Raw genomic sequence first — 17276 nt, 5'->3', positions numbered from 1 at the left:
CATGCTCCTCATTCCCGCCATTGATCTCAAAGACGGCCACTGCGTTCGCCTCAAGCAGGGCGACATGGACCAGTCCACCATCTTCAGCGAAGACCCCGCTGCCATGGCCCGCAAGTGGGTCGAGGCCGGCGCGCGGCGGCTGCACCTGGTCGATCTGAACGGCGCCTTCGCCGGCAAGCCGCAGAACCACGCGGCGATCAAGGCGATCCTGAAGGAAGTTGGCGACGACATTCCGGTGCAGCTCGGCGGCGGCATCCGCGACCTCGACACCATCGAGCGCTACATCGACGACGGCCTGCGCTACGTGATCATCGGCACCGCCGCGGTCAAGAACCCCGGCTTCCTGAAGGACGCCTGCAGCGCCTTCGGCGGCCACATCATCGTGGGCCTCGACGCCAAGGACGGCAAGGTCGCCACCGACGGCTGGAGCAAGCTCACGGGCCACGAGGTGGCCGACCTGGGCAAGAAGTTCGAGGACTACGGCGTCGAGTCGATCATCTACACCGACATCGGCCGCGACGGCATGCTCTCGGGCATCAACATCGAAGCCACCGTCAAGCTGGCGCAGGCGCTGACCATTCCGGTGATCGCCTCGGGCGGCCTGTCGAACATGGCCGACATCGACCAGCTTTGCGCTGTCGAATCCGACGGCGTCGAAGGCGTGATCTGCGGCCGCGCCATCTATTCGGGCGACCTCGACTTCGCCGCCGCGCAGGCCCGCGCGGACGAGCTGGCCGGCGCTTGAGGCCTCCACCGCTGCGCAGCGCGTGCTCTCCGCGCTCGCCATTGCCAACTACCGATCGCTGCGGCAGCTGACCGTGCCGCTGGGCCGGCTCACGGTCGTGACCGGGCCCAACGGCAGCGGCAAGTCGAGCGTGTACCGCGCGATGCGGCTGCTGGCCGACATCGCCAACGGCGGCGTGATCCGCTCGCTGGTGCGCGAGGGCGGGCTTTCATCGACCTTGTGGGCCGGGCCCGAGCGCTTCTCGGCGGCCATGTTGAGGGGCGAAGTGCCGGTGCAGGGCACCGGGCGCAGCGAGCCCGTGGCACTGAAGTTGGGCTTTGCCGGTGTGGAAGCCGAAGACTTCGGCTACGCCATCGACATCGGCCTGCCGCCGCCGATCCCGTCGACCGCCTTCTCGAGCGACCCGCAGATCAAGCACGAAGCCATCTGGAGCGGCCCGCTGCTGCGCCCCTCGACACAGCTGGTCGACCGCAAGGGCGCCGCGCTGCGCCTGCGCGAGGGCAAGGGCTGGCAGGCCATCGGCCGGCCGATTCCCGCCTTCGCCAGCATGATGACCGAGCACGCCGACCCGCGCGACGCGCCCGAGATGCTCACGCTGCGCGAGCAGATGCGCTCCTGGCGCTTCTACGACCATTTCCGCTCCGACGCAGATGCGCCCGCGCGCCAGCCGCAACTGGGCACCTACACGCCGGTGCTCGCCAACGACGGCGCCGATCTGGCCGCCGCATTGCAGACCATCCGCGAGATCGGCGACGGTGAAGCGCTCGACCGAGCTGTGGACGACGCCTTTCCCGGCGCACGCATCGAAGTCCAGGTGACCGGCGACCGCTTCGAGACGCTGATGCATCAGCACGGCCTGCTGAGGCCCCTTACAGCCGCCGAACTGTCCGATGGCACGCTGCGCTACCTGCTGTGGATCGCGGCGCTGCTCACGCCGCGCCCGCCCGCGCTGCTGGTGCTCAACGAACCCGAAACCAGCCTGCACCCCGACCTGCTGCCGGCGCTGGGCCGTCTCATCGCGCAGGCCGCGCGGCAGTCGCAGGTGATCGTGGTGTCGCACGCCGCGAGGCTCATTTCCGCGCTGGACGACAGCGACGGCGTGCAGCCCGTGGTGCTGGAGAAGCGCTTCGGCGAGACGCGCATCGCGAATCTCGACATGAGCGAGATTCCGCGATGGGAGTGGCCAACTCGATAACGATGGTCGAACGAGGGCCTATTCGGCCTTCACCGACATCGTCTGGATGATGGTTTCGAGCTGCGCGCTCATCGGCAGGTTGATGCTTTCCCCCGACGGCAGCTTGCGCAGGAACCAGCGCTTGTACTGCCGCTCGATCTCACCGTCCTCCGCCAGCACCTGGAAGGTGTCGATCACCACCTTGTTGAGCTGCGGATCGCCCTTGCGGTACATGATCCCGTACGGGTCGTAGGAGAGGAAATCGCCGACCACCTCGTAGTCGGCTTTGGCGGCGTCCTTCGCGATCAGGCCGTAGAGCAGCACGTCGTCGGTGGCGAAGGCGTCGGCTTGGCCGCTTTTCACAAGGCCGAACGACTCCGCATGGTCGCGCGTCACCTGCAGGTTGATGCTCAGCTTGAACTTCTCCGACAGGTCGCGCAGCGTCTTCTCGTTGGTGGTGCCGGCCGTGACGGCCACCTTGCGGTTGGCGAGGTCGCGGAACGACTTGATCGGCGACCCCTTCTTCACCAGCACCTTGGTGCCCGAGACGAACATCGTGGGCGAGAAGCTCACGCGCTTCTGGCGTTCGAGGTTGTTGGTGGTCGAGCCGCATTCCAGGTCGACCTTGCCGCTCACGACCGCGTCGATGCGCGAGTCGGAGGTCACGGGCACCCACTTGATCGTGAGGCTCTTGTTCACCGCGTCCTCGATGGCCGTCACCAGTGCGCGGCACAGCTCGATCGAATAGCCGATGGGCTCGTTGCGCGCATTGAGGTACGAGAACGGCACCGACGACTCGCGGTAGCCGATGGCGATGGTGCCGCTCTCGCGGGCCTTGGCCAGCGTGCCGGTGAGCTGCTCCTGCGCTCGCGCGGGCCCTGCAGGCAGTGCAGCGAGAAGCAGGGCCGCCAGGAGCGCGGCGAGGAAAGCGGATGGCGTTGTGCCGATGCGCTTCATGGCGTTCCTCGGGCTCAGGCGTGAGCCGGATGGGCGAGGGTGGCGCTGGCCTCCTCGTCGAGCGCCTTGGCGTTGATCTCGGCGTCGCTTTCGGAAAGCAGCTCGCCCTCCCACTTTGCGACCACCGCCGTGGCGATGGAGTTGCCCACCGCGTTGGTGGCAGAGCGGCCCATGTCGAGGAAGGTGTCCACGCCCAGGATCAGCAGCAGGCCGGCCTCGGGAATGTCGAAGTGGTTCAGCGTGGCGGCGATCACCACCAGCGAGGCGCGCGGCACGCCGGCCATGCCCTTGGAGGTGAGCATCAGGATCAGCAGCATCGTGATCTGCGTGCTGATCGGCATGTGGATGTTGTAGGCCTGCGCGATGAAGAGCACGGCGAAGGTGCAGTACATCATCGAGCCGTCGAGGTTGAACGAGTAGCCCATCGGCATCACGAAGCTGGAGATCTTGCGCTTCACGCCGAAACGGTCGAGCGCCTGCAGGATCTTCGGGTAGGCCGCCTCGGAACTGGCCGTGGCGAACGACAGCAGGAAGGCTTCCTTGATGAGCACCAGCAGCTTGAACACGCGCGGGCCCAGGAACAGGAAGCCCGCCAGGATCAGCACGCTCCACAGCACGAACAGGCCCAGGTAGAAGTCGCCCATGAACACCGCGAACTTCAGCAGGATGCCCAGTCCGTTGACGGCCACCGTGGCGGCCATGGCGGCCAGCACGGCGAGCGGGGCGAGCTTCATGACGTAGCCGGTGATCTTGAGCATGGCGTGCGACAGCTCCTCGATGGCGGCAACCAGCGTCTTGGCCTTGTCGCCCAGCGAGGCCAGCGCCACGCCGAAGAACATCGAGAACACCACGATCTGCAGGATCTCGTTGTTGGCCATGGCCTCCACGAAGGACTTCGGCACCGTGTGGCTCACGAAGTCCTTCAGCGTGAATTTCGAGGTGGCAAGGTTGGCCGATGCGCCGATGTCCGGCAGCGGCAGGCCGAGGTTCTCGCCCGGCTTGAGCAGGTTCGCCATGACCAGGCCGATGACCAACGAGATCAGCGAGGCGGTGAGGAACCAGCCGATGGCCTTGCCGAACACCCGGCCGACCGACTTGGCGTCGCCCATGTGCGCGATGCCCACCACCAGCGTGGAGAACACCAGCGGTCCGATCAGCATCTTGATGAGGCGCAGGAAGACGTCCGAGACGATGGAGACGTAGTCCGCGATTTCCTTTGCGGCTTTCTTGTCAGGAAAGCTCGAGAAGATCATGTAGCCGACGATGATGCCGAGCACCATCGCGATCAGGATCCATGCGGCCATCGGCAGCTTCTTCATTCGTATCCCCTTTTTGTCGTGTGAGAGTAGTTTTTGGAGTGCACGGGACCGACTTGCACGTTGTCCCTCGATGCAAGCGATCACAGGGTATCCAAGAAGGCCCCGGGCACGCAATGGCCCTTGATGCCAATTCCGTGCCACGGTATGGGCGCTGCCTACAATTCTCGCCATGGAAATCACCCCGATCGAGTTTCGCGGCCAGCCCGCATTGCGCGCCAGCGGCATCGATGGAAGCACCCTCACGGTGGCCCTGCACGGTGCGCAAGTGCTCTCGTGGACCGCGGCCGACGGGGTGGAAAGGCTCTACCTGAGCCCTTCGGCCGTGTTCGACGGACAGGCGGCCATCCGCGGCGGAGTACCCATTTGCTGCCCTCAATTCAACCAGCGTGGCATGTTGCCCAAGCATGGATTCATGCGCAATTTGCCTTGGGTGCACGAGGTTTCGGATGCGCCCGGCACGCTGCGGCTGACGCTTCGCGACTCCGAAGCCACCCGCAAGCTCTGGCCGCACGCTTTTGAGGCACGGCTGGAAGCCACCTTGTCCCGTGGCCAGTTGCGCACCGCGCTCACACTGGTAAATACCGACAGCACGCCCTGGACCTTTGCCGCGGCGCTGCACACCTACCTGCGCGTCGACGACATTGCCGACGTGCGGCTCGAGGGCCTGCAGGGTGCCAACCGCTGGGATTCGCTGCGCGACGACCGCCGCGCGGAAACCGCGCCAGTGTTGCATTTCGATGCAGAGTTCGACAGCGTCTATGCCGCGCCCGCCCAGCCTTTGCACCTGGTTCAGCCAGGCGGCACGCTCGAGATATCCCAGAGCGCCAGCTGCACCGAAACCGTGGTCTGGAACCCCGGCGCCGTGCTCGGTGCGAAACTCGCCGACATGCCCGCCGACGGCTTCCGCCACATGCTCTGCGTCGAGGCGGCCCGCATCGACGAGCCCGTGCTGCTCGCGCCCGGCGACCAATGGCTCGGCTGGCAACGGCTGCGCGTTCTCTGATTTCCTACCGGTTCCCCATCACACCATGCTTGCCAAACGCATCATTCCCTGCCTCGACGTCACCGGTGGCCGTGTCGTCAAGGGCGTCAATTTCGTCGAACTGCGCGATGCCGGAGACCCGGTCGAGATCGCAGCGCGCTACAACGCCCAGGGCGCCGACGAACTCACCTTCCTCGACATTACCGCCACCAGCGACGGCCGCGACCTGATCCTGCCGATCATCGAGGCGGTGGCCTCGCAGGTCTTCATTCCGCTGACCGTGGGCGGCGGCGTGCGCACCGTGGCCGACGTGCGGCGGCTGCTCAACGCGGGTGCCGACAAGACCAGCTTCAACTCGGCCGCCATCGCAGACCCGCAGGTGATCAGCGACGCTGCGCAGAAGTACGGCTCGCAATGCATCGTGGTCGCCATCGACGCCAAGCGCCGCAGCCCCGAAGAAGCCGCCACGCGCGGCGTGGGCTGGGACGTGTACAGCCACGGCGGGCGCAAGAACACCGGCCTGGATGCCGTCGAATGGGCGACCGAGATGGCGCGCCGAGGCGCCGGCGAGATCCTGCTGACCAGCATGGACCGCGACGGCACCAAGAGCGGCTTCGACCTGGAGCTGACCCGCGCGGTGAGCAACGCCGTGAACGTGCCGGTGATCGCCTCGGGCGGCGTGGGCAGCCTGGACGACTTGGCCGACGGCATCCAGACCGGCGGCGCCGACGCGGTGCTGGCGGCCAGCATCTTCCACTACGGCGAACACACGGTGGGCGAGGCCAAGGCGCGCATGGCCGCGCGGGGCATTCCCGTGCGCATCGACCGCTGAGCGGCCCACCGAACAGCTTGCCGAACGGCTGTTCAAGGGTCTTTTGCCATCCCCGACAATACCTCCATGAACTGGCTCGATGAAGTGAAGTGGGACGCGAACGGCCTTGTGCCCGTGATCGCGCAGGAACAAGGCAGCAACGACGTGCTGATGTTCGCCTGGATGAACCGCGAGGCGCTCGAAAAGACCGCCGAGCTGGGCCGCGCGGTGTATTTCAGCCGCTCGCGCAACAAGCTGTGGTTCAAGGGCGAGGAATCGGGTCACGTGCAGACCGTGCACGAGATCCGCCTCGACTGCGACAACGACGTGGTGCTGCTCAAGGTCACCCAGCTCGGCCACGAGCCCGGCATCGCCTGCCACACCGGGCGCCACAGCTGCTTCTTCAGCAAATACGAAAAGGGCCAATGGACGGTGGTCGAACCCGTCTTGAAAGACCCGGAGTCGATCTACAAATGACGGCCACAGTGAACAACGACAGCACCTCCGACGCACTCGCTCGACTGGCCGCGGTCATCGAAAGCCGCCTGCCCGCGCGCGGCGGCGATCCCGAGAAGAGCTACGTAGCGCGCCTGCTGCACAAGGGCCCCGACGCCTTCCTCAAGAAGATCGGCGAGGAAGCCACCGAGGTCGTGATGGCCGCCAAGGACGCTGATCACGGTGGCGACCGCTCGAAAATAGTGAACGAAGTGGCCGACCTGTGGTTCCACACCATGGTGGCGCTGGCTCACTACGGTTTTTCCCCTTCGGACGTCACCGCGGAGCTCGAGCGCCGCGAGGGCACCAGCGGCATCGAGGAAAAGGCGCTGCGCAAGGTGAAGGCTCGGGAATCCGAAGCCTCCAACGACTGAAAGGACATCGGCCATGGCCAACGACATCGTGAACGTGGAACCCGACGACTCCCTCAAGACCTGGGGCTGGGTGAGCTACATCCTGCACCTGATCGTGGCCATCGGCGCCGTCGTGCCGGGGGCGCAGGCTTCCGTGCTGCTGCTGCTGATCGCGCTGGTGATCGACTTCGTGAAGCGCGACGACGCGGCCGGCACCTGGCAGGCCTCGCACTTCAGCTGGCGCATCCGTTCGGTGCTGTGGGCAGGGCTGCTGTACATCGTCACCTCGTGGCTCTGGCTGCTGCTTTTCGTGCCGGGCTGGATCGCCTGGAGCCTGATCTCGCTGTGGTTCCTCTACCGGATCGTGAAAGGCATGATCCGGATGAACGACAGCCGTCCCATGGAACCCAAAGATGTCATCTGATCCGAACTGCATTTTCTGCAAAATCATCGAGGGCAAGATCCCCTCGCGCAAGGTCTACGAAGACGAGGACCTGTTCGGCTTTCATGACATCGCGCCTTGGGCGCCGGTGCATTTCATGCTGGTGCCCAAGAGGCACATCCCGTCGATGGCCCAGCTGACGCCCGAAGACTCGGCGCTGATGGGCAAGATCATGACCCTGGCACCCAAGCTGGCGCTGGAGCAGGGCTGCAGGCCCTATCCGGACGGCGGCTACCGGGTGGTGGTCAATACGGGCGCAGAGGGCGGGCAGGAGGTTCACCATCTCCATGTCCATGTCATGGGCGGCCCCCGGCCGTGGCTTCGCGGCTGAGCGGCATTAAGCCAAACTGTCACATTCCGCCCGACTAAAATCGGACACATTCTTAGGAGTTCTCCATGGGTTCTTTTTCCATCTGGCACTGGCTGATCGTGCTGCTCGTCGTGGTCATGATCTTCGGCACCAAGAAGCTGCGGAACATGGGTTCGGACCTTGGCGGTGCCGTCAAGGGTTTCAAGGACGGCATGAAGGACGGCGCTTCGTCCGATGCCGCCGCCCCGTCGGCCCCCGCCCAGCAAGTGACCGGCCAACCGGCCAACAGCGACAAGTCGGCGATCGACGTCGAAGCGCGTCAGAAGTCCTGAGCGCGGGCAGCAGCACGTGCTCGACCTCGGCATTGAGAAGCTGGCGCTGATCGGCGTCGTGGCGCTGATCGTCATCGGTCCGGAAAAGCTGCCGCGCGTGGCCCGCACCGTCGGCACGCTGCTCGGCAAGGCGCAGCGCTACGTGAACGACGTCAAGGCCGAAGTCAACCGCTCTATGGAGCTCGACGAGCTCCGCAAGATGAAGACCACGGTCGAGGATGCGGCGCGCGACGTCGAGCACAGCATTCACACGGGCGCGAGCGAATTCGAGAAGCAGTTCAGCGGCTCGGGCGAAACCCTCTCGGCGCTGTCCGAGCCGGAGCCGCTTCCGCCGCCCGTGTACAAGCATCCCCGCAAGAACTGGCGCCTGAAGCAGGGCGCCACGCCGCAGTGGTACAAGGCGCGCAACGGCGTGCGCACCAAGGCGCTGTCGGGCGCGGCCCGCGTTGCGCGCTTCCGCCCTCACACGATCAACAAGATCAACTAGCGGCTTCCCTTCACCGCGTTCCTCGGGCGCCGCACGCCGGCCGACGTCACGCTATCTTCTTTTCCAATGGCCGATTCAGACAACAAGAGCAAAGACAAGGAAGACGAGCTGGCGGGCACCGAACAGCCGTTCGTGGCGCACCTGATGGAGCTTCGCGACCGGCTGCTCTATTGCGTCTACGGTCTCGTGGTCGCGGGCGTGCTGCTGGCCATCTGGCCCGGGCCGGCCGGGCTGATCGACCTGATCGCGGTGCCGATCAAGGCGCACATGCCGCACGACGCGAAACTCATCGCCATCGGCGTGTTCTCGCCGTTCTTCGTGCCGCTCAAGGTGCTGATGATGGCGGCCGTGCTGCTGGCGCTGCCCTGGCTCATGTACCAGGCGTGGATGTTCATCGCGCCGGGGCTCTACAGCCATGAAAAGAAATTCGCGCTGCCGCTGATCTTCTTCGGCAGCCTGCTGGCCTACGCGGGCATCGCCTTCGTGCAGTTGTTCGTGCTGGACAAGATGTTCAGCTTCATCCAGCGCTTTGCACCGGCCGCGGTGCAGGCAACGCCCGACATCTCTTCGTACGTCGAGGCGATCCTGTCGCTCTACATCGCCTTCGGCGTGGCGTTCCAGGTGCCGATCGTCGTGATGCTGCTGGTGCGCTTCGAGATGGTGACCATCGAGAAGCTGAAGTCCTTCCGCGGCTACTTCATCGTGGTCGCGTTCGTCGTCGCTGCGGTGCTCACGCCGCCCGATGTGGTGTCGCAGCTGGCGCTGGCGATACCGATGTGCCTGCTGTACGAGGTGGGCATCATCGGCGCCAAGTACTTCGCCGGCTCCGGCCGGAAGCCTGAAGACGAACAAAGCGCTGACTCGGCTTCCAGCTGAGTCCCCGGAAGGGGAGCGCTGCCGCAGGAGCGGCTGCGGGCGTCACAACGTTCCACGGAAATTCCAGAAACACCGAGGAATCGGCTTTGCCGGGCCTCAGGTGTTGCCCCCGGTAGGGGGTAGGCGAAGCGACACGAAGTGCGCGCAGCCAGCGGGCGAGCCCTACTCCTGCTGGTTGGGCACTTGCCTTACCGGGCTCTTCGGCCTCAGGCCCGGCGTCACGTCCAGTTCCATCTTGTCGCTGCCGCGTTGCAGCGCGAAGCGCGAGGTGCTGCCGGGCTTCAGGCCGGCCACCGCGGTCAGCAGCGCCTGCACGTTGTCGGTCTTCTTCTCGCCCACCGAGGTGATCACGTCGCCCGGGCGGATGCCGGCCTTGGCGGCGGGGCCGTTCTGCAGCACGCCGGTGATGATCACGCCCGCGTCCGCCTTCACGCCGAAGGTCTCGGCGAGTTCGGGCGACAGGTCGCTCGGCTCCACGCCGATCCAGCCGCGGCGTACCTGGCCTTCCTTCACGATCCCTTCGAGCACGATCTTGGCCATCGACACCGGAATGGCGAAGCCGATGCCCATGCTGCCGCCCGAGCGCGAGTAGATCGCGGTGTTGATGCCCTGCAGGTTTCCGTTGATGTCGATCAGCGCGCCGCCCGAGTTGCCGGGGTTGATGGCCGCGTCGGTCTGGATGAAGTTCTCGAAGTTGTTGATGCCCAGCTGGTTGCGGCCCAGCGCCGAGACGATGCCGCTGGTCACGGTCTGGCCCACGCCGAAGGGATTGCCGATGGCCAGCACCTGGTCGCCAACCTGCAGCGCGTCGGAGTCGCCCAGCACGATCACCGGCAGCTTGTCGAGCTCGATCTTCAGCACGGCCAGGTCGGTGTCGGGGTCGGTGCCGATCACCTTGCCGCGTGCGTGGCGGCTGTCGTTGAGCGTCACCTCGATCTCGTCGGCGCCTTCCACCACGTGGTTGTTGGTGAGGATGTAGCCGTCGGGGCTCACGATCACGCCGCTGCCCAGGCCGACCTGGGGTTGGTCGTCCTGGTCGCCGAAGAAGAAGCGGAACCACGGGTCGTTGCTGCGCGGATGGCGCTGAGCGGCCTTGCTGGTGTTGATGCTCACCACCGCCGGCGAGGCTTTCTTGGCCGGCGCGCTCAGGCTGCCCGGCGCCGGGATGTTCGGGCTGCCCGTGGGCGCCTCGACGATCGAGACCACGCCGCCCAGCGAAGTCGCGCGCTTGTTGAGCCACTCGGGCTTGAGCGTCGCAACGACGAAGTAGGCCGCGAGCAGGACAGTCACGGCTTGGGCAAATAGCAGCCAGGTGCGTTTCATGAAAGATCGGTGAAAAAGACGTTGAAAAGCCGCCATGCAACACGGCAATGTTGTCAATTGTCCCTCAACCGCATGGCCCAGAAACCGCTCGGGGAGGTCGAGATTAAGACTTCCTTTGTACGTAAACCCGGGTTAACACCTAGCATTGCAGGTCGAGCCCACCCGGCCCGTGCTTTTTCCGGCCTCCCGCGCCGCCCACCCGGTGGAAGCGGCAAGGCATTCCGCCAGCGCGCCATTTTTCCGTTTTCTCACCCGGTCCCGCGGCTGGCGCGCGGTCAAGACCTCCCTGCCAGCCATGACTTCAGAAGCAAACTTCCCGGACGGCGCGCAGCCGGTGCCGGCGCGCACGCTCGACTCGAGCGACTACAAGACCCTCGGCCTGTCCGCCCTCGGCGGCACGCTGGAGTTCTACGACTTCGTCATCTACGTGTTCTTCGCCACCGTGCTGGGCGCGCTGTTCTTCCCGGCCGACATGCCCGACTGGCTGCGGCAGCTGCAGACCTTCGGCATCTTCGCGGCCGGCTACCTCGCGCGCCCGGTGGGCGGCATCGTCATCGCGCATTTCGGCGACATCTTCGGTCGCAAGCGCATGTTCACGCTGTCGATCTTCCTGATGGCGGCGCCCACGCTGGTGATCGGCCTGCTGCCGACCTACGAGAGCATCGGCGTCGCGGCGCCCCTGCTGCTGCTGGCGATGCGCGTGCTGCAAGGCGCGGCCATCGGCGGCGAGATGCCAGGCGCCTGGGTGTTCGTGGGCGAGCACGTGCCGGCAAAGCGCTACGGCTTCGGCATCGGCATGCTGACCTCGGGCATCACCGGCGGCATCCTGCTGGGTTCGCTGATCGCGGTGGCCATCAACCGCCACTATTCGCCCGAGCAGGTGAGCGACTTCGCATGGCGCATCCCGTTCATCCTGGGCGGCGTGTTCGGGCTGGTGTCGGTGTACCTGCGCCGCTTCCTGCACGAGACGCCGGTGTTCAAGGAGCTGGCCGGCCGCCGCAGCGTGGCGCGCGAGCTGCCGCTGCGCACCGTGCTGCGCGAGCATCGCCTGGCCTGCGTGTACGTTGCGCTGCTGACCTGGGTGCTGTCGGCCGCCATCGTGGTCGTTGTGCTCTACACGCCCACCTACCTGCAGAAGGTGCACCACATTCCCGCCGCGATGGCGCTCGAGGCCAATGCGCTGGCAACGCTCACCCTGACGCTGGGCTGCATGCTGGCCGGCTGGGCCTGCGACCGCATCGGCACGCGCACCGTGATGCTGGTCGGCTGGGGCGGTCTCTTTGCCACCGCCTACCTGTTCTACAGCGGCCTGCCCGGCACGCCGGCCACGCTGTTCTGGCACTACGGTCTGGTGGGCCTGTTCGTCGGCACCATCGCGACCGTGCCGATCGCTGGCGTGCGCGCCTTCCCGGCGCCGGTGCGCTTCACCGGGCTCTCGTTCGCCTACAACATGTCGTACGCGGTCTTCGGCGGGCTGACGCCGGTGATCCTCACGCTCTGGCTGCAGCGCGACACGATGGCTCCGGCGCACTACGTGGCGGTGCTGGCCGCGCTGGGCTTCCTGCTGGCCCTGCTGCCCCTGGCTGCGCGCGGCTATGCGATGCGGGATGGCGGGGCCCCCGCGCCCGGCGCGACAATGGCGCGATGAGCACCACCCGCCACGAACTGCTTCACGCATTCGACCTGCTGCTGGCCCCCGGGCGCTTCAAGGACTACGGACCCAACGGCCTGCAGGTCGAAGGGCGTACCGTGGTCCGCAAGATCGTCTCGGGCGTGACCGCCAGCCGCGCGCTGATCGAGGCCGCGATCAGCGCCGAGGCCGACGCGATCTTCGTTCACCACGGCCTGTTCTGGCGCGGCCAGGACGGTTGCGTCACCGGCTGGATGAAGCAGCGCCTGGGCCTGCTGTTGGGCGACGACGTCAACCTCTTCGCCTATCACCTGCCGCTCGATGCGCACCCCGAACTCGGCAACAACGCCCAGCTCGGCCTGAAGCTGGGGCTCGTGGCGCATGCCGGCTCGGCCGGGCGCTTCGGCGAGCAGGAGCTGGGTTTTCTCGGCGCGCAGGAAAACGGCGAGAGCTTCGACAACGCAAAAGCGCTTGCCACGCACGTCGAGCAAGTGCTGAAAAGACCCGTCACGCTCCTCGACACGGCGCAACGCCCCATCAAGAACATTGCCTGGTGCACCGGCGGCGCGCAGGGCTACTTCGAGGCCGCCATCGCGGCCGGCGCCGATGCCTTCATCACCGGCGAGATCTCGGAGCCCCAGGCCCACTACGCGCGCGAGATGGGCGTGGCCTTCCTGGCTTGCGGGCACCATGCCACCGAGCGCTACGGCGCGCCGGCGGTGGCGGGGCATGTGGCGGCGCAACTCGGGCTGAAGCACGAGTTCATCGACATCGACAACCCGGCATGAGCGCAGCAATCGCCATCACGCTGGGCGATCCGGCCGGCATCGGGCCGGAAATCATCGTCAAGGCCTTCCGCGACGCGCCCGAGGCGACCCATGGCGCCTTCGTTGCCGGCGACGTGGGCACGATGCGCAAGGCTTCGCAGGCCCTGGCTGCGCCGGGTCAGCTTGCGTGGCCTGTGCTCGAGATCGAATCCGTCGCCGAGGCGGCGACGGTGCCGCCGGGTTGCATTCCCGTGCTGCAGGTGATCGCGCCGCCTTCGGGCATTGAAACGGGCCGCATCAGCGCCGAAGCCGGTCGAGTGGCGGGTGAGTGCGTGATCTGGGCCGCGCGCGCCGCGCTGCGCGGCGAGATCGGCGCCATCGTGACCGCGCCGCTGCACAAGGAGGCGCTGTCGGCCGCCGGCTTTCCGTATCCCGGCCATACCGAGCTGCTGCAGGCCGAGGCTGCCGCCCACATGGGCCGTGCGCTGGCCGACATGCCGGTGCGCATGATGCTGGCCAACGACGAGCTTCGCACCGTGCTCGTCAGCATCCACATGTCGCTGCGCCACGCCATCGAGGCGGTGCGCTTCGAGGGCGTGCTCGAAACACTGCGCATCACGCACCGCGCGCTGACGCATGCGCTGGGCCGCGCACCGCGCATCGGCGTGGCGGGCCTCAACCCGCATGCGGGCGAGGGCGGCCTGTTCGGTTCGGAGGAGCGGGAGATCATCGCGCCTGCCGTCGAGGCCGCGCGCGCCGAAGGCATCGACGCCAGCGGGCCTCATGCGCCCGACACGGTCTTCATGCGCGCGCGCGCCAAGCAAGGTGTGCCGTCAAGCGGCGAGTTCGACGTGGTGGTCGCGATGTACCACGACCAGGGCCTGATCCCGGTCAAGTACCTGGGCGTGGAGAAGGGCGTGAACGTGACGCTGGGGCTGCCGCTGGTGCGGACCAGCCCCGATCACGGCACCGCGTTCGACATTGCGGGAACGGGGCTGGCCGATGCCTCGAGCCTTGTCGAGGCGCTGCGCATGGCCCGCACGCTGAGCTGAACGGAGTTCTCCAGAAACACCACGGAACCGGCTTCGCCGGGCCGTCGGTGTTGCCCCCGGTAGGGGGTTGGCGAAGCGACACGCAGTGCGCGCAGCCTGGGGGCGAGCAACAAGCTCAGCGCTGCTTGAGGCTGTCGCGGATCTCGCGCAGCAGCGCCACGTCTTCGGGCGTCTCGGGAGCGGCGGCGGGCGCCGGCTCTTCGCTGCGCTTCAGGCGGTTGATCTGCTTGACCATCATGAAGATGATGAAGGCGAGGATCACGAAGTTGACGGCGATGGTGATGAAGTTGCCGTACGCCAGCACCGGAACGCCGGCCTTCTTCAGGTCCGCCAGCGTGTTCGCCACGCCGGCCGGCGCGGTGCCCAGCACCACGTAGAGGTTGGAGAAGTCGAGCTTGCCGAACACCACGCCGACCAGCGGCATGATGATGTCGGCCACGAGCGAGTCGACGATCTTGCCGAACGCCGCGCCGATGATCACGCCGACCGCGAGGTCGATGACGTTGCCCTTGACGGCAAATTCCTTGAATTCACTGAGGATGCTCATGATTCAAAAGGCTGCTGGAGCTCTGCTGTTGAAGGAGAGCCGAGTATGCCCGCGATTGCTCACTTCTCCAGCGCGCGTGGCGCAACGTCGACATGCGCGGCCGGCAAACCTTCACGACTGCGCGCGGCAATTTGCCTGTAGCCGTCTTCGAGATGGCGCACGAAGCGCGGCGTGTCGAAGTAGCCGCTGCGTGCATCCTTGGCCGCGGCGAGCCGTGCGCGCAGCGTGGCCAGTTCGTCGGGATGCGTGGCGTAGTGGATGGCCTTGCGCACATACTCGTCGTGGTTCGTGGCCACCAGCTCCGGCAGCCCGATGGCGCCGAGCAGGCTGCCCGCCATGCGCGACACCATCGTCGTGCCCGTGAGCGCCAGCAGCGGCACGCCCGACCACAGCACGTCGTTCGCGGTGGCGCCGCTGCTGTAGGGGAAGGTGTCGATGAACAGGTCGGCCAGGCCGATGCGCGCCAGATGCTGGTCGACCGGCATGCGCGGCGACACGATCAGCCGCCCGGTGGCGAGGCCCGCCTTCTCCCACTGCGCGCGCAGGTTGTGCTCGAAGCCCTTCGGCCCTTGCGCCAGCCACAGCACCGAGTTCGGAATGCCCTGTGCAATGCGCACCCAGGCCGCGAAGGTCTCGGGCTGGATCTTGAAGGACTGCGAGAAGTTGCACAGCACGAAGGCGTCTTCGGGCAGGCCGTGCTCGGCGCGCGTGGGCCTGTGCGGGTTGACGGGGCGCTGCGTGTCGATCACCTGGAAGGTCTCGGGCAGGCGCAGCAGCTTTTCGGAATAGCAGTCTTCCGTACCCGGCGGCGAGAGGTAGTTGTCTGACACCAGGTAGTCGTAGTTCGGCGTGCCGCTGGTGCCCATGTAGCCCAGCCACATGAGCTGCGCGGGCGCCGCGTGATACGCCATCACCTGAGGCTTGGCGCCGCGCGTGTCGCCCGAGAGGTCGACCAGGATGTCGATCTCGTCCTCGCGGATGCGCTCGGCCATCTGCTGGATCGACTGGCCCTGCAGATCGACGAAGTGCTCGACCGACGCCGCGATGCGTGCCCGTGCAGGATGGCCGTCGTCCGGTCCGTAGGAATAGACGAAGACCTCGAAGTCCTTGCGGTCGTGCTGGCCGTAGAGTTCGGCCGTCAGGTGCGCGACCGGGTGGTTGCGGAAGTCGAAGGAGTAGTAGCCCACGCGGATGCGCGGCGAGGTGCGGCGGGCGCCCGCGTCGGCAAAAGGCCTGATGGCCGCGTTGCGGTCGGCCAGCAGGGCGGAGCGCTGCGTCCAGTTCATGAGGCGGCGCGCGTCGTCGTAGTTCGACATCAGGATGAACGACGACACCGTCTGGTCGTTGCTCGGGTTGTCCAGCAGCGCCGCGATCCGCTCGCGCAGCTCGGGCACGCCGTTCCAGTCGGCGATGTGCGCCTTCTCGCCCAGCATCCACACCATGGCGGGCATGAAGTCCGGGTCGTCGCGCAGGCACTGCTCGAACTCGGCGATGGCGGCCTCCGACTGGCCGGCCATCACGTAGGTCACGCCCAGGTTGCAGCGCGCGAGCACCTGGCGCGGATGCACTTCGAGCGCCTTCTTCAGCACCTCGATGGCGGTGTCGAAATGGCCCAGGCGGAAGTTCACCGTGCCCAGGTTGTTCAGCAGCAGCTCGTGCTCGGGCAGGCTCTCGAGCGCGAGCTTGTAGAGCTCGGCCGATTCGGCAAAACGCATCGACACGCCCTCGAGCGCGCCGCACACGCCGTAGAGCGCGGCCACGCCCTCGGGGTCGGCCAGCGCCTTGTGGCGCTCCTCGGCCGGCCAGTTGCGCATGGCGCGCTGCATGGGCTCGATGGCTTCCTCGGTGCGGCCGCAGGCTTGCAGCGCCCGCGAGAGCATGAAGGCGGCCTCGCAATCCAGCGGATCGGCGGCGGCGTGCGCGTATGAGTCGAGCGCGGCGGCCCAGTCCTTCTGGTGCGCGCGGATCTTGCCGATGTTCTTGTGCGCGGCGCCGTAGTTCGCGTCGAGCGCCAGCGCCTGGCGGAACTGCGCGATCGCCTCGTCGAAGCGGTCCTGCTCCATGTCGATGGCGCCGGCGTTGTTCCATGCCGCGGGCGCCTGCGGCGCGAGCCGCGTGGCTTCGGCGGCGGCCTCGCGCGCCTGGCGGAACTTCTTCTGCTGGCGGTAGACCGCCGACAGGTTCACGTAGGCCTCGGGATAGTTCGGCAGCGCCTTGATCGCGCGGCGAAGGTCCTGCTGCGCCTCGGCCGGCAGGCCCATGTGCATGAAGATGGTCGCGCGGGTGTTGAAGTAGAAGGGGTGCTGCGACCGGGCAATGGCGCGGTTCACGTAGTTCAGCGCCAGCTTCGGGCGCCCCTGGCGGTACAGCGCTTCGCCCGTCAGGTGCAGTGCGTCGGCGTGCTCCGGAAAGCGCGACAGCAGCGCCTCGTAGACCTGCAGGGCTTCGCCGAAACGGCCCACCCGGTGCAGCGTCAGTCCCTGTTCCAGAAGGCTGCCGGCGTCTTCGGCCGGTGTGGAAGGAGCGGGGGCGAGAGAAGGTGAGTTCATGAAGCCGTGTGATGGACGGGTCAGAGGAGAGCGGCCGCTTGGATTCCGGCCTCCGTACAAGTGAAAAGGCCGGTCACCCAGTATAGGGGCCGGCCTTTCGTTTTCATCCGCTGGCATTCCCGCGG

The 17276-nt window shown here is 66.7% G+C and carries 19 protein-coding genes; 14 read left to right on the top strand and 5 right to left on the bottom strand.

The window, feature by feature from the left end; translation table 11 throughout:
- Position 1: 1 nt before the first annotated feature.
- Both hisA and EJO71_RS06860 read left to right on the top strand, forming a co-directional pair.
- On the top strand, positions 2 to 745 hold the full coding sequence (gene hisA, locus EJO71_RS06865; protein WP_125947523.1) for a 1-(5-phosphoribosyl)-5-[(5-phosphoribosylamino)methylideneamino]imidazole-4-carboxamide isomerase: 744 nt from the start codon (positions 2 to 4) through the stop codon (positions 743 to 745).
- Between the two features lie 22 nt (positions 746 to 767).
- A complete protein-coding gene (locus EJO71_RS06860; protein WP_125947524.1) occupies positions 768 to 1940 on the top strand; it encodes an AAA family ATPase in 1173 nt (390 codons plus the stop codon).
- Positions 1941 to 1958: 18 nt separating this feature from the next.
- Here the strand turns inward: EJO71_RS06860 and EJO71_RS06855 are convergent, their stop codons facing one another.
- Positions 1959 to 2876 (bottom strand): amino acid ABC transporter substrate-binding protein, encoded by a 918-nt coding sequence (locus EJO71_RS06855; RefSeq protein ID WP_125947525.1) that lies wholly within the window; start codon positions 2874 to 2876, stop codon positions 1959 to 1961.
- 14 nt (positions 2877 to 2890) lie between these two features.
- On the bottom strand, positions 2891 to 4195 hold the full coding sequence (locus EJO71_RS06850) for a dicarboxylate/amino acid:cation symporter (protein ID WP_125947526.1): 1305 nt from the start codon (positions 4193 to 4195) through the stop codon (positions 2891 to 2893).
- Between the two features lie 169 nt (positions 4196 to 4364).
- Between EJO71_RS06850 and EJO71_RS06845 the strand changes: the two genes are divergently transcribed.
- The 9 genes from EJO71_RS06845 (at position 4365) to tatC (ending at position 9283) form a co-directional block, all read left to right on the top strand.
- The gene (locus tag EJO71_RS06845; protein WP_125947527.1) at positions 4365 to 5198 is read left to right on the top strand and encodes a D-hexose-6-phosphate mutarotase; all 834 of its coding nucleotides are present in this window, start codon (positions 4365 to 4367) and stop codon (positions 5196 to 5198) included.
- A gap of 25 nt (positions 5199 to 5223) precedes the next feature.
- A complete protein-coding gene (gene hisF, locus EJO71_RS06840) occupies positions 5224 to 6009 on the top strand; it encodes an imidazole glycerol phosphate synthase subunit HisF (protein WP_125947528.1) in 786 nt (261 codons plus the stop codon).
- Positions 6010 to 6075: 66 nt separating this feature from the next.
- The gene (gene hisI, locus EJO71_RS06835; protein ID WP_013539725.1) at positions 6076 to 6465 is read left to right on the top strand and encodes a phosphoribosyl-AMP cyclohydrolase; all 390 of its coding nucleotides are present in this window, start codon (positions 6076 to 6078) and stop codon (positions 6463 to 6465) included.
- Positions 6462 to 6857, top strand: coding sequence for a phosphoribosyl-ATP diphosphatase (locus EJO71_RS06830; RefSeq protein WP_125947529.1), 396 nt, complete (start codon positions 6462 to 6464; stop codon positions 6855 to 6857). The genes hisI and EJO71_RS06830 overlap by 4 nt, the downstream gene beginning before the upstream one ends.
- A 13-nt stretch (positions 6858 to 6870) precedes the next feature.
- On the top strand, positions 6871 to 7260 hold the full coding sequence (locus tag EJO71_RS06825) for a hypothetical protein (protein ID WP_125947530.1): 390 nt from the start codon (positions 6871 to 6873) through the stop codon (positions 7258 to 7260).
- Positions 7250 to 7609: a histidine triad nucleotide-binding protein gene (locus EJO71_RS06820; RefSeq protein WP_125947531.1), complete on the top strand. Its 360-nt coding sequence runs from the start codon at positions 7250 to 7252 to the stop codon at positions 7607 to 7609. The genes EJO71_RS06825 and EJO71_RS06820 overlap by 11 nt, the downstream gene beginning before the upstream one ends.
- Positions 7610 to 7674: 65 nt before the next feature.
- A complete protein-coding gene (gene tatA, locus EJO71_RS06815) occupies positions 7675 to 7920 on the top strand; it encodes a Sec-independent protein translocase subunit TatA (RefSeq protein WP_125947532.1) in 246 nt (81 codons plus the stop codon).
- 16 nt (positions 7921 to 7936) lie between these two features.
- On the top strand, positions 7937 to 8407 hold the full coding sequence (gene tatB / locus EJO71_RS06810; protein ID WP_125947533.1) for a Sec-independent protein translocase protein TatB: 471 nt from the start codon (positions 7937 to 7939) through the stop codon (positions 8405 to 8407).
- 66 nt (positions 8408 to 8473) lie between these two features.
- On the top strand, positions 8474 to 9283 hold the full coding sequence (gene tatC, locus EJO71_RS06805) for a twin-arginine translocase subunit TatC (RefSeq protein ID WP_125947534.1): 810 nt from the start codon (positions 8474 to 8476) through the stop codon (positions 9281 to 9283).
- Positions 9284 to 9445: 162 nt separating this feature from the next.
- Here the strand turns inward: tatC and EJO71_RS06800 are convergent, their stop codons facing one another.
- Positions 9446 to 10606, bottom strand: coding sequence for a trypsin-like peptidase domain-containing protein (locus tag EJO71_RS06800; protein WP_125947535.1), 1161 nt, complete (start codon positions 10604 to 10606; stop codon positions 9446 to 9448).
- Between the two features lie 295 nt (positions 10607 to 10901).
- On the opposite strand from EJO71_RS06800, the gene EJO71_RS06795 reads away from it, so the two are divergent.
- From EJO71_RS06795 to pdxA, 3 genes are read left to right on the top strand one after another with little or no spacing between them, the layout of a single operon-like run.
- Positions 10902 to 12254 (top strand): MFS transporter, encoded by a 1353-nt coding sequence (locus EJO71_RS06795; protein ID WP_125947536.1) that lies wholly within the window; start codon positions 10902 to 10904, stop codon positions 12252 to 12254.
- Positions 12251 to 13024 (top strand): Nif3-like dinuclear metal center hexameric protein, encoded by a 774-nt coding sequence (locus EJO71_RS06790; RefSeq protein ID WP_125947537.1) that lies wholly within the window; start codon positions 12251 to 12253, stop codon positions 13022 to 13024. The genes EJO71_RS06795 and EJO71_RS06790 overlap by 4 nt, the downstream gene beginning before the upstream one ends.
- Entirely contained in the window at positions 13021 to 14055 is a 1035-nt protein-coding gene (gene pdxA / locus EJO71_RS06785; protein WP_125947538.1) for a 4-hydroxythreonine-4-phosphate dehydrogenase PdxA, read from the top strand. The genes EJO71_RS06790 and pdxA overlap by 4 nt, the downstream gene beginning before the upstream one ends.
- A 115-nt stretch (positions 14056 to 14170) precedes the next feature.
- Here the strand turns inward: pdxA and mscL are convergent, their stop codons facing one another.
- Entirely contained in the window at positions 14171 to 14602 is a 432-nt protein-coding gene (gene mscL, locus EJO71_RS06780) for a large conductance mechanosensitive channel protein MscL (protein ID WP_125947539.1), read from the bottom strand.
- 59 nt (positions 14603 to 14661) lie between these two features.
- Complete coding sequence (locus EJO71_RS06775; protein WP_125947540.1) at positions 14662 to 17151, bottom strand: tetratricopeptide repeat protein; 2490 nt, start codon at positions 17149 to 17151, stop codon at positions 14662 to 14664.
- Positions 17152 to 17276: the final 125 nt, after the last annotated feature.

The sequence above is a fragment of the Variovorax sp. 679 genome, from assembly GCF_003952185.1.
Lineage (GTDB): Bacteria > Pseudomonadota > Gammaproteobacteria > Burkholderiales > Burkholderiaceae_C > Variovorax.
Note: the sequence above shows the minus strand (reverse complement) of the source record. Positions and strands in the feature narration are given on the sequence as shown.

Excerpts from the sequence above, each read along its gene's own strand:
- EJO71_RS06795 (WP_125947536.1), top strand. The coding sequence starts at position 10,902 with ATGACTTCAGAAGCAAACTTCCCGGACGGCGCGCAGCCGGTGCCGGCG.
- mscL (WP_125947539.1), bottom strand. The coding sequence starts at position 14,602 with ATGAGCATCCTCAGTGAATTCAAGGAATTTGCCGTCAAGGGCAACGTC.
- hisI (WP_013539725.1), top strand. The coding sequence starts at position 6,076 with ATGAACTGGCTCGATGAAGTGAAGTGGGACGCGAACGGCCTTGTGCCC.
- tatA (WP_125947532.1), top strand. The coding sequence starts at position 7,675 with ATGGGTTCTTTTTCCATCTGGCACTGGCTGATCGTGCTGCTCGTCGTG.
- pdxA (WP_125947538.1), top strand. The coding sequence starts at position 13,021 with ATGAGCGCAGCAATCGCCATCACGCTGGGCGATCCGGCCGGCATCGGG.
- EJO71_RS06825 (WP_125947530.1), top strand. The coding sequence starts at position 6,871 with ATGGCCAACGACATCGTGAACGTGGAACCCGACGACTCCCTCAAGACC.
- EJO71_RS06855 (WP_125947525.1), bottom strand. The coding sequence starts at position 2,876 with ATGAAGCGCATCGGCACAACGCCATCCGCTTTCCTCGCCGCGCTCCTG.
- EJO71_RS06830 (WP_125947529.1), top strand. The coding sequence starts at position 6,462 with ATGACGGCCACAGTGAACAACGACAGCACCTCCGACGCACTCGCTCGA.
- EJO71_RS06850 (WP_125947526.1), bottom strand. The coding sequence starts at position 4,195 with ATGAAGAAGCTGCCGATGGCCGCATGGATCCTGATCGCGATGGTGCTC.
- hisF (WP_125947528.1), top strand. The coding sequence starts at position 5,224 with ATGCTTGCCAAACGCATCATTCCCTGCCTCGACGTCACCGGTGGCCGT.
- EJO71_RS06790 (WP_125947537.1), top strand. The coding sequence starts at position 12,251 with ATGAGCACCACCCGCCACGAACTGCTTCACGCATTCGACCTGCTGCTG.
- EJO71_RS06820 (WP_125947531.1), top strand. The coding sequence starts at position 7,250 with ATGTCATCTGATCCGAACTGCATTTTCTGCAAAATCATCGAGGGCAAG.
- EJO71_RS06845 (WP_125947527.1), top strand. The coding sequence starts at position 4,365 with ATGGAAATCACCCCGATCGAGTTTCGCGGCCAGCCCGCATTGCGCGCC.
- EJO71_RS06775 (WP_125947540.1), bottom strand. The coding sequence starts at position 17,151 with ATGAACTCACCTTCTCTCGCCCCCGCTCCTTCCACACCGGCCGAAGAC.
- tatC (WP_125947534.1), top strand. The coding sequence starts at position 8,474 with ATGGCCGATTCAGACAACAAGAGCAAAGACAAGGAAGACGAGCTGGCG.
- EJO71_RS06800 (WP_125947535.1), bottom strand. The coding sequence starts at position 10,606 with ATGAAACGCACCTGGCTGCTATTTGCCCAAGCCGTGACTGTCCTGCTC.
- hisA (WP_125947523.1), top strand. The coding sequence starts at position 2 with ATGCTCCTCATTCCCGCCATTGATCTCAAAGACGGCCACTGCGTTCGC.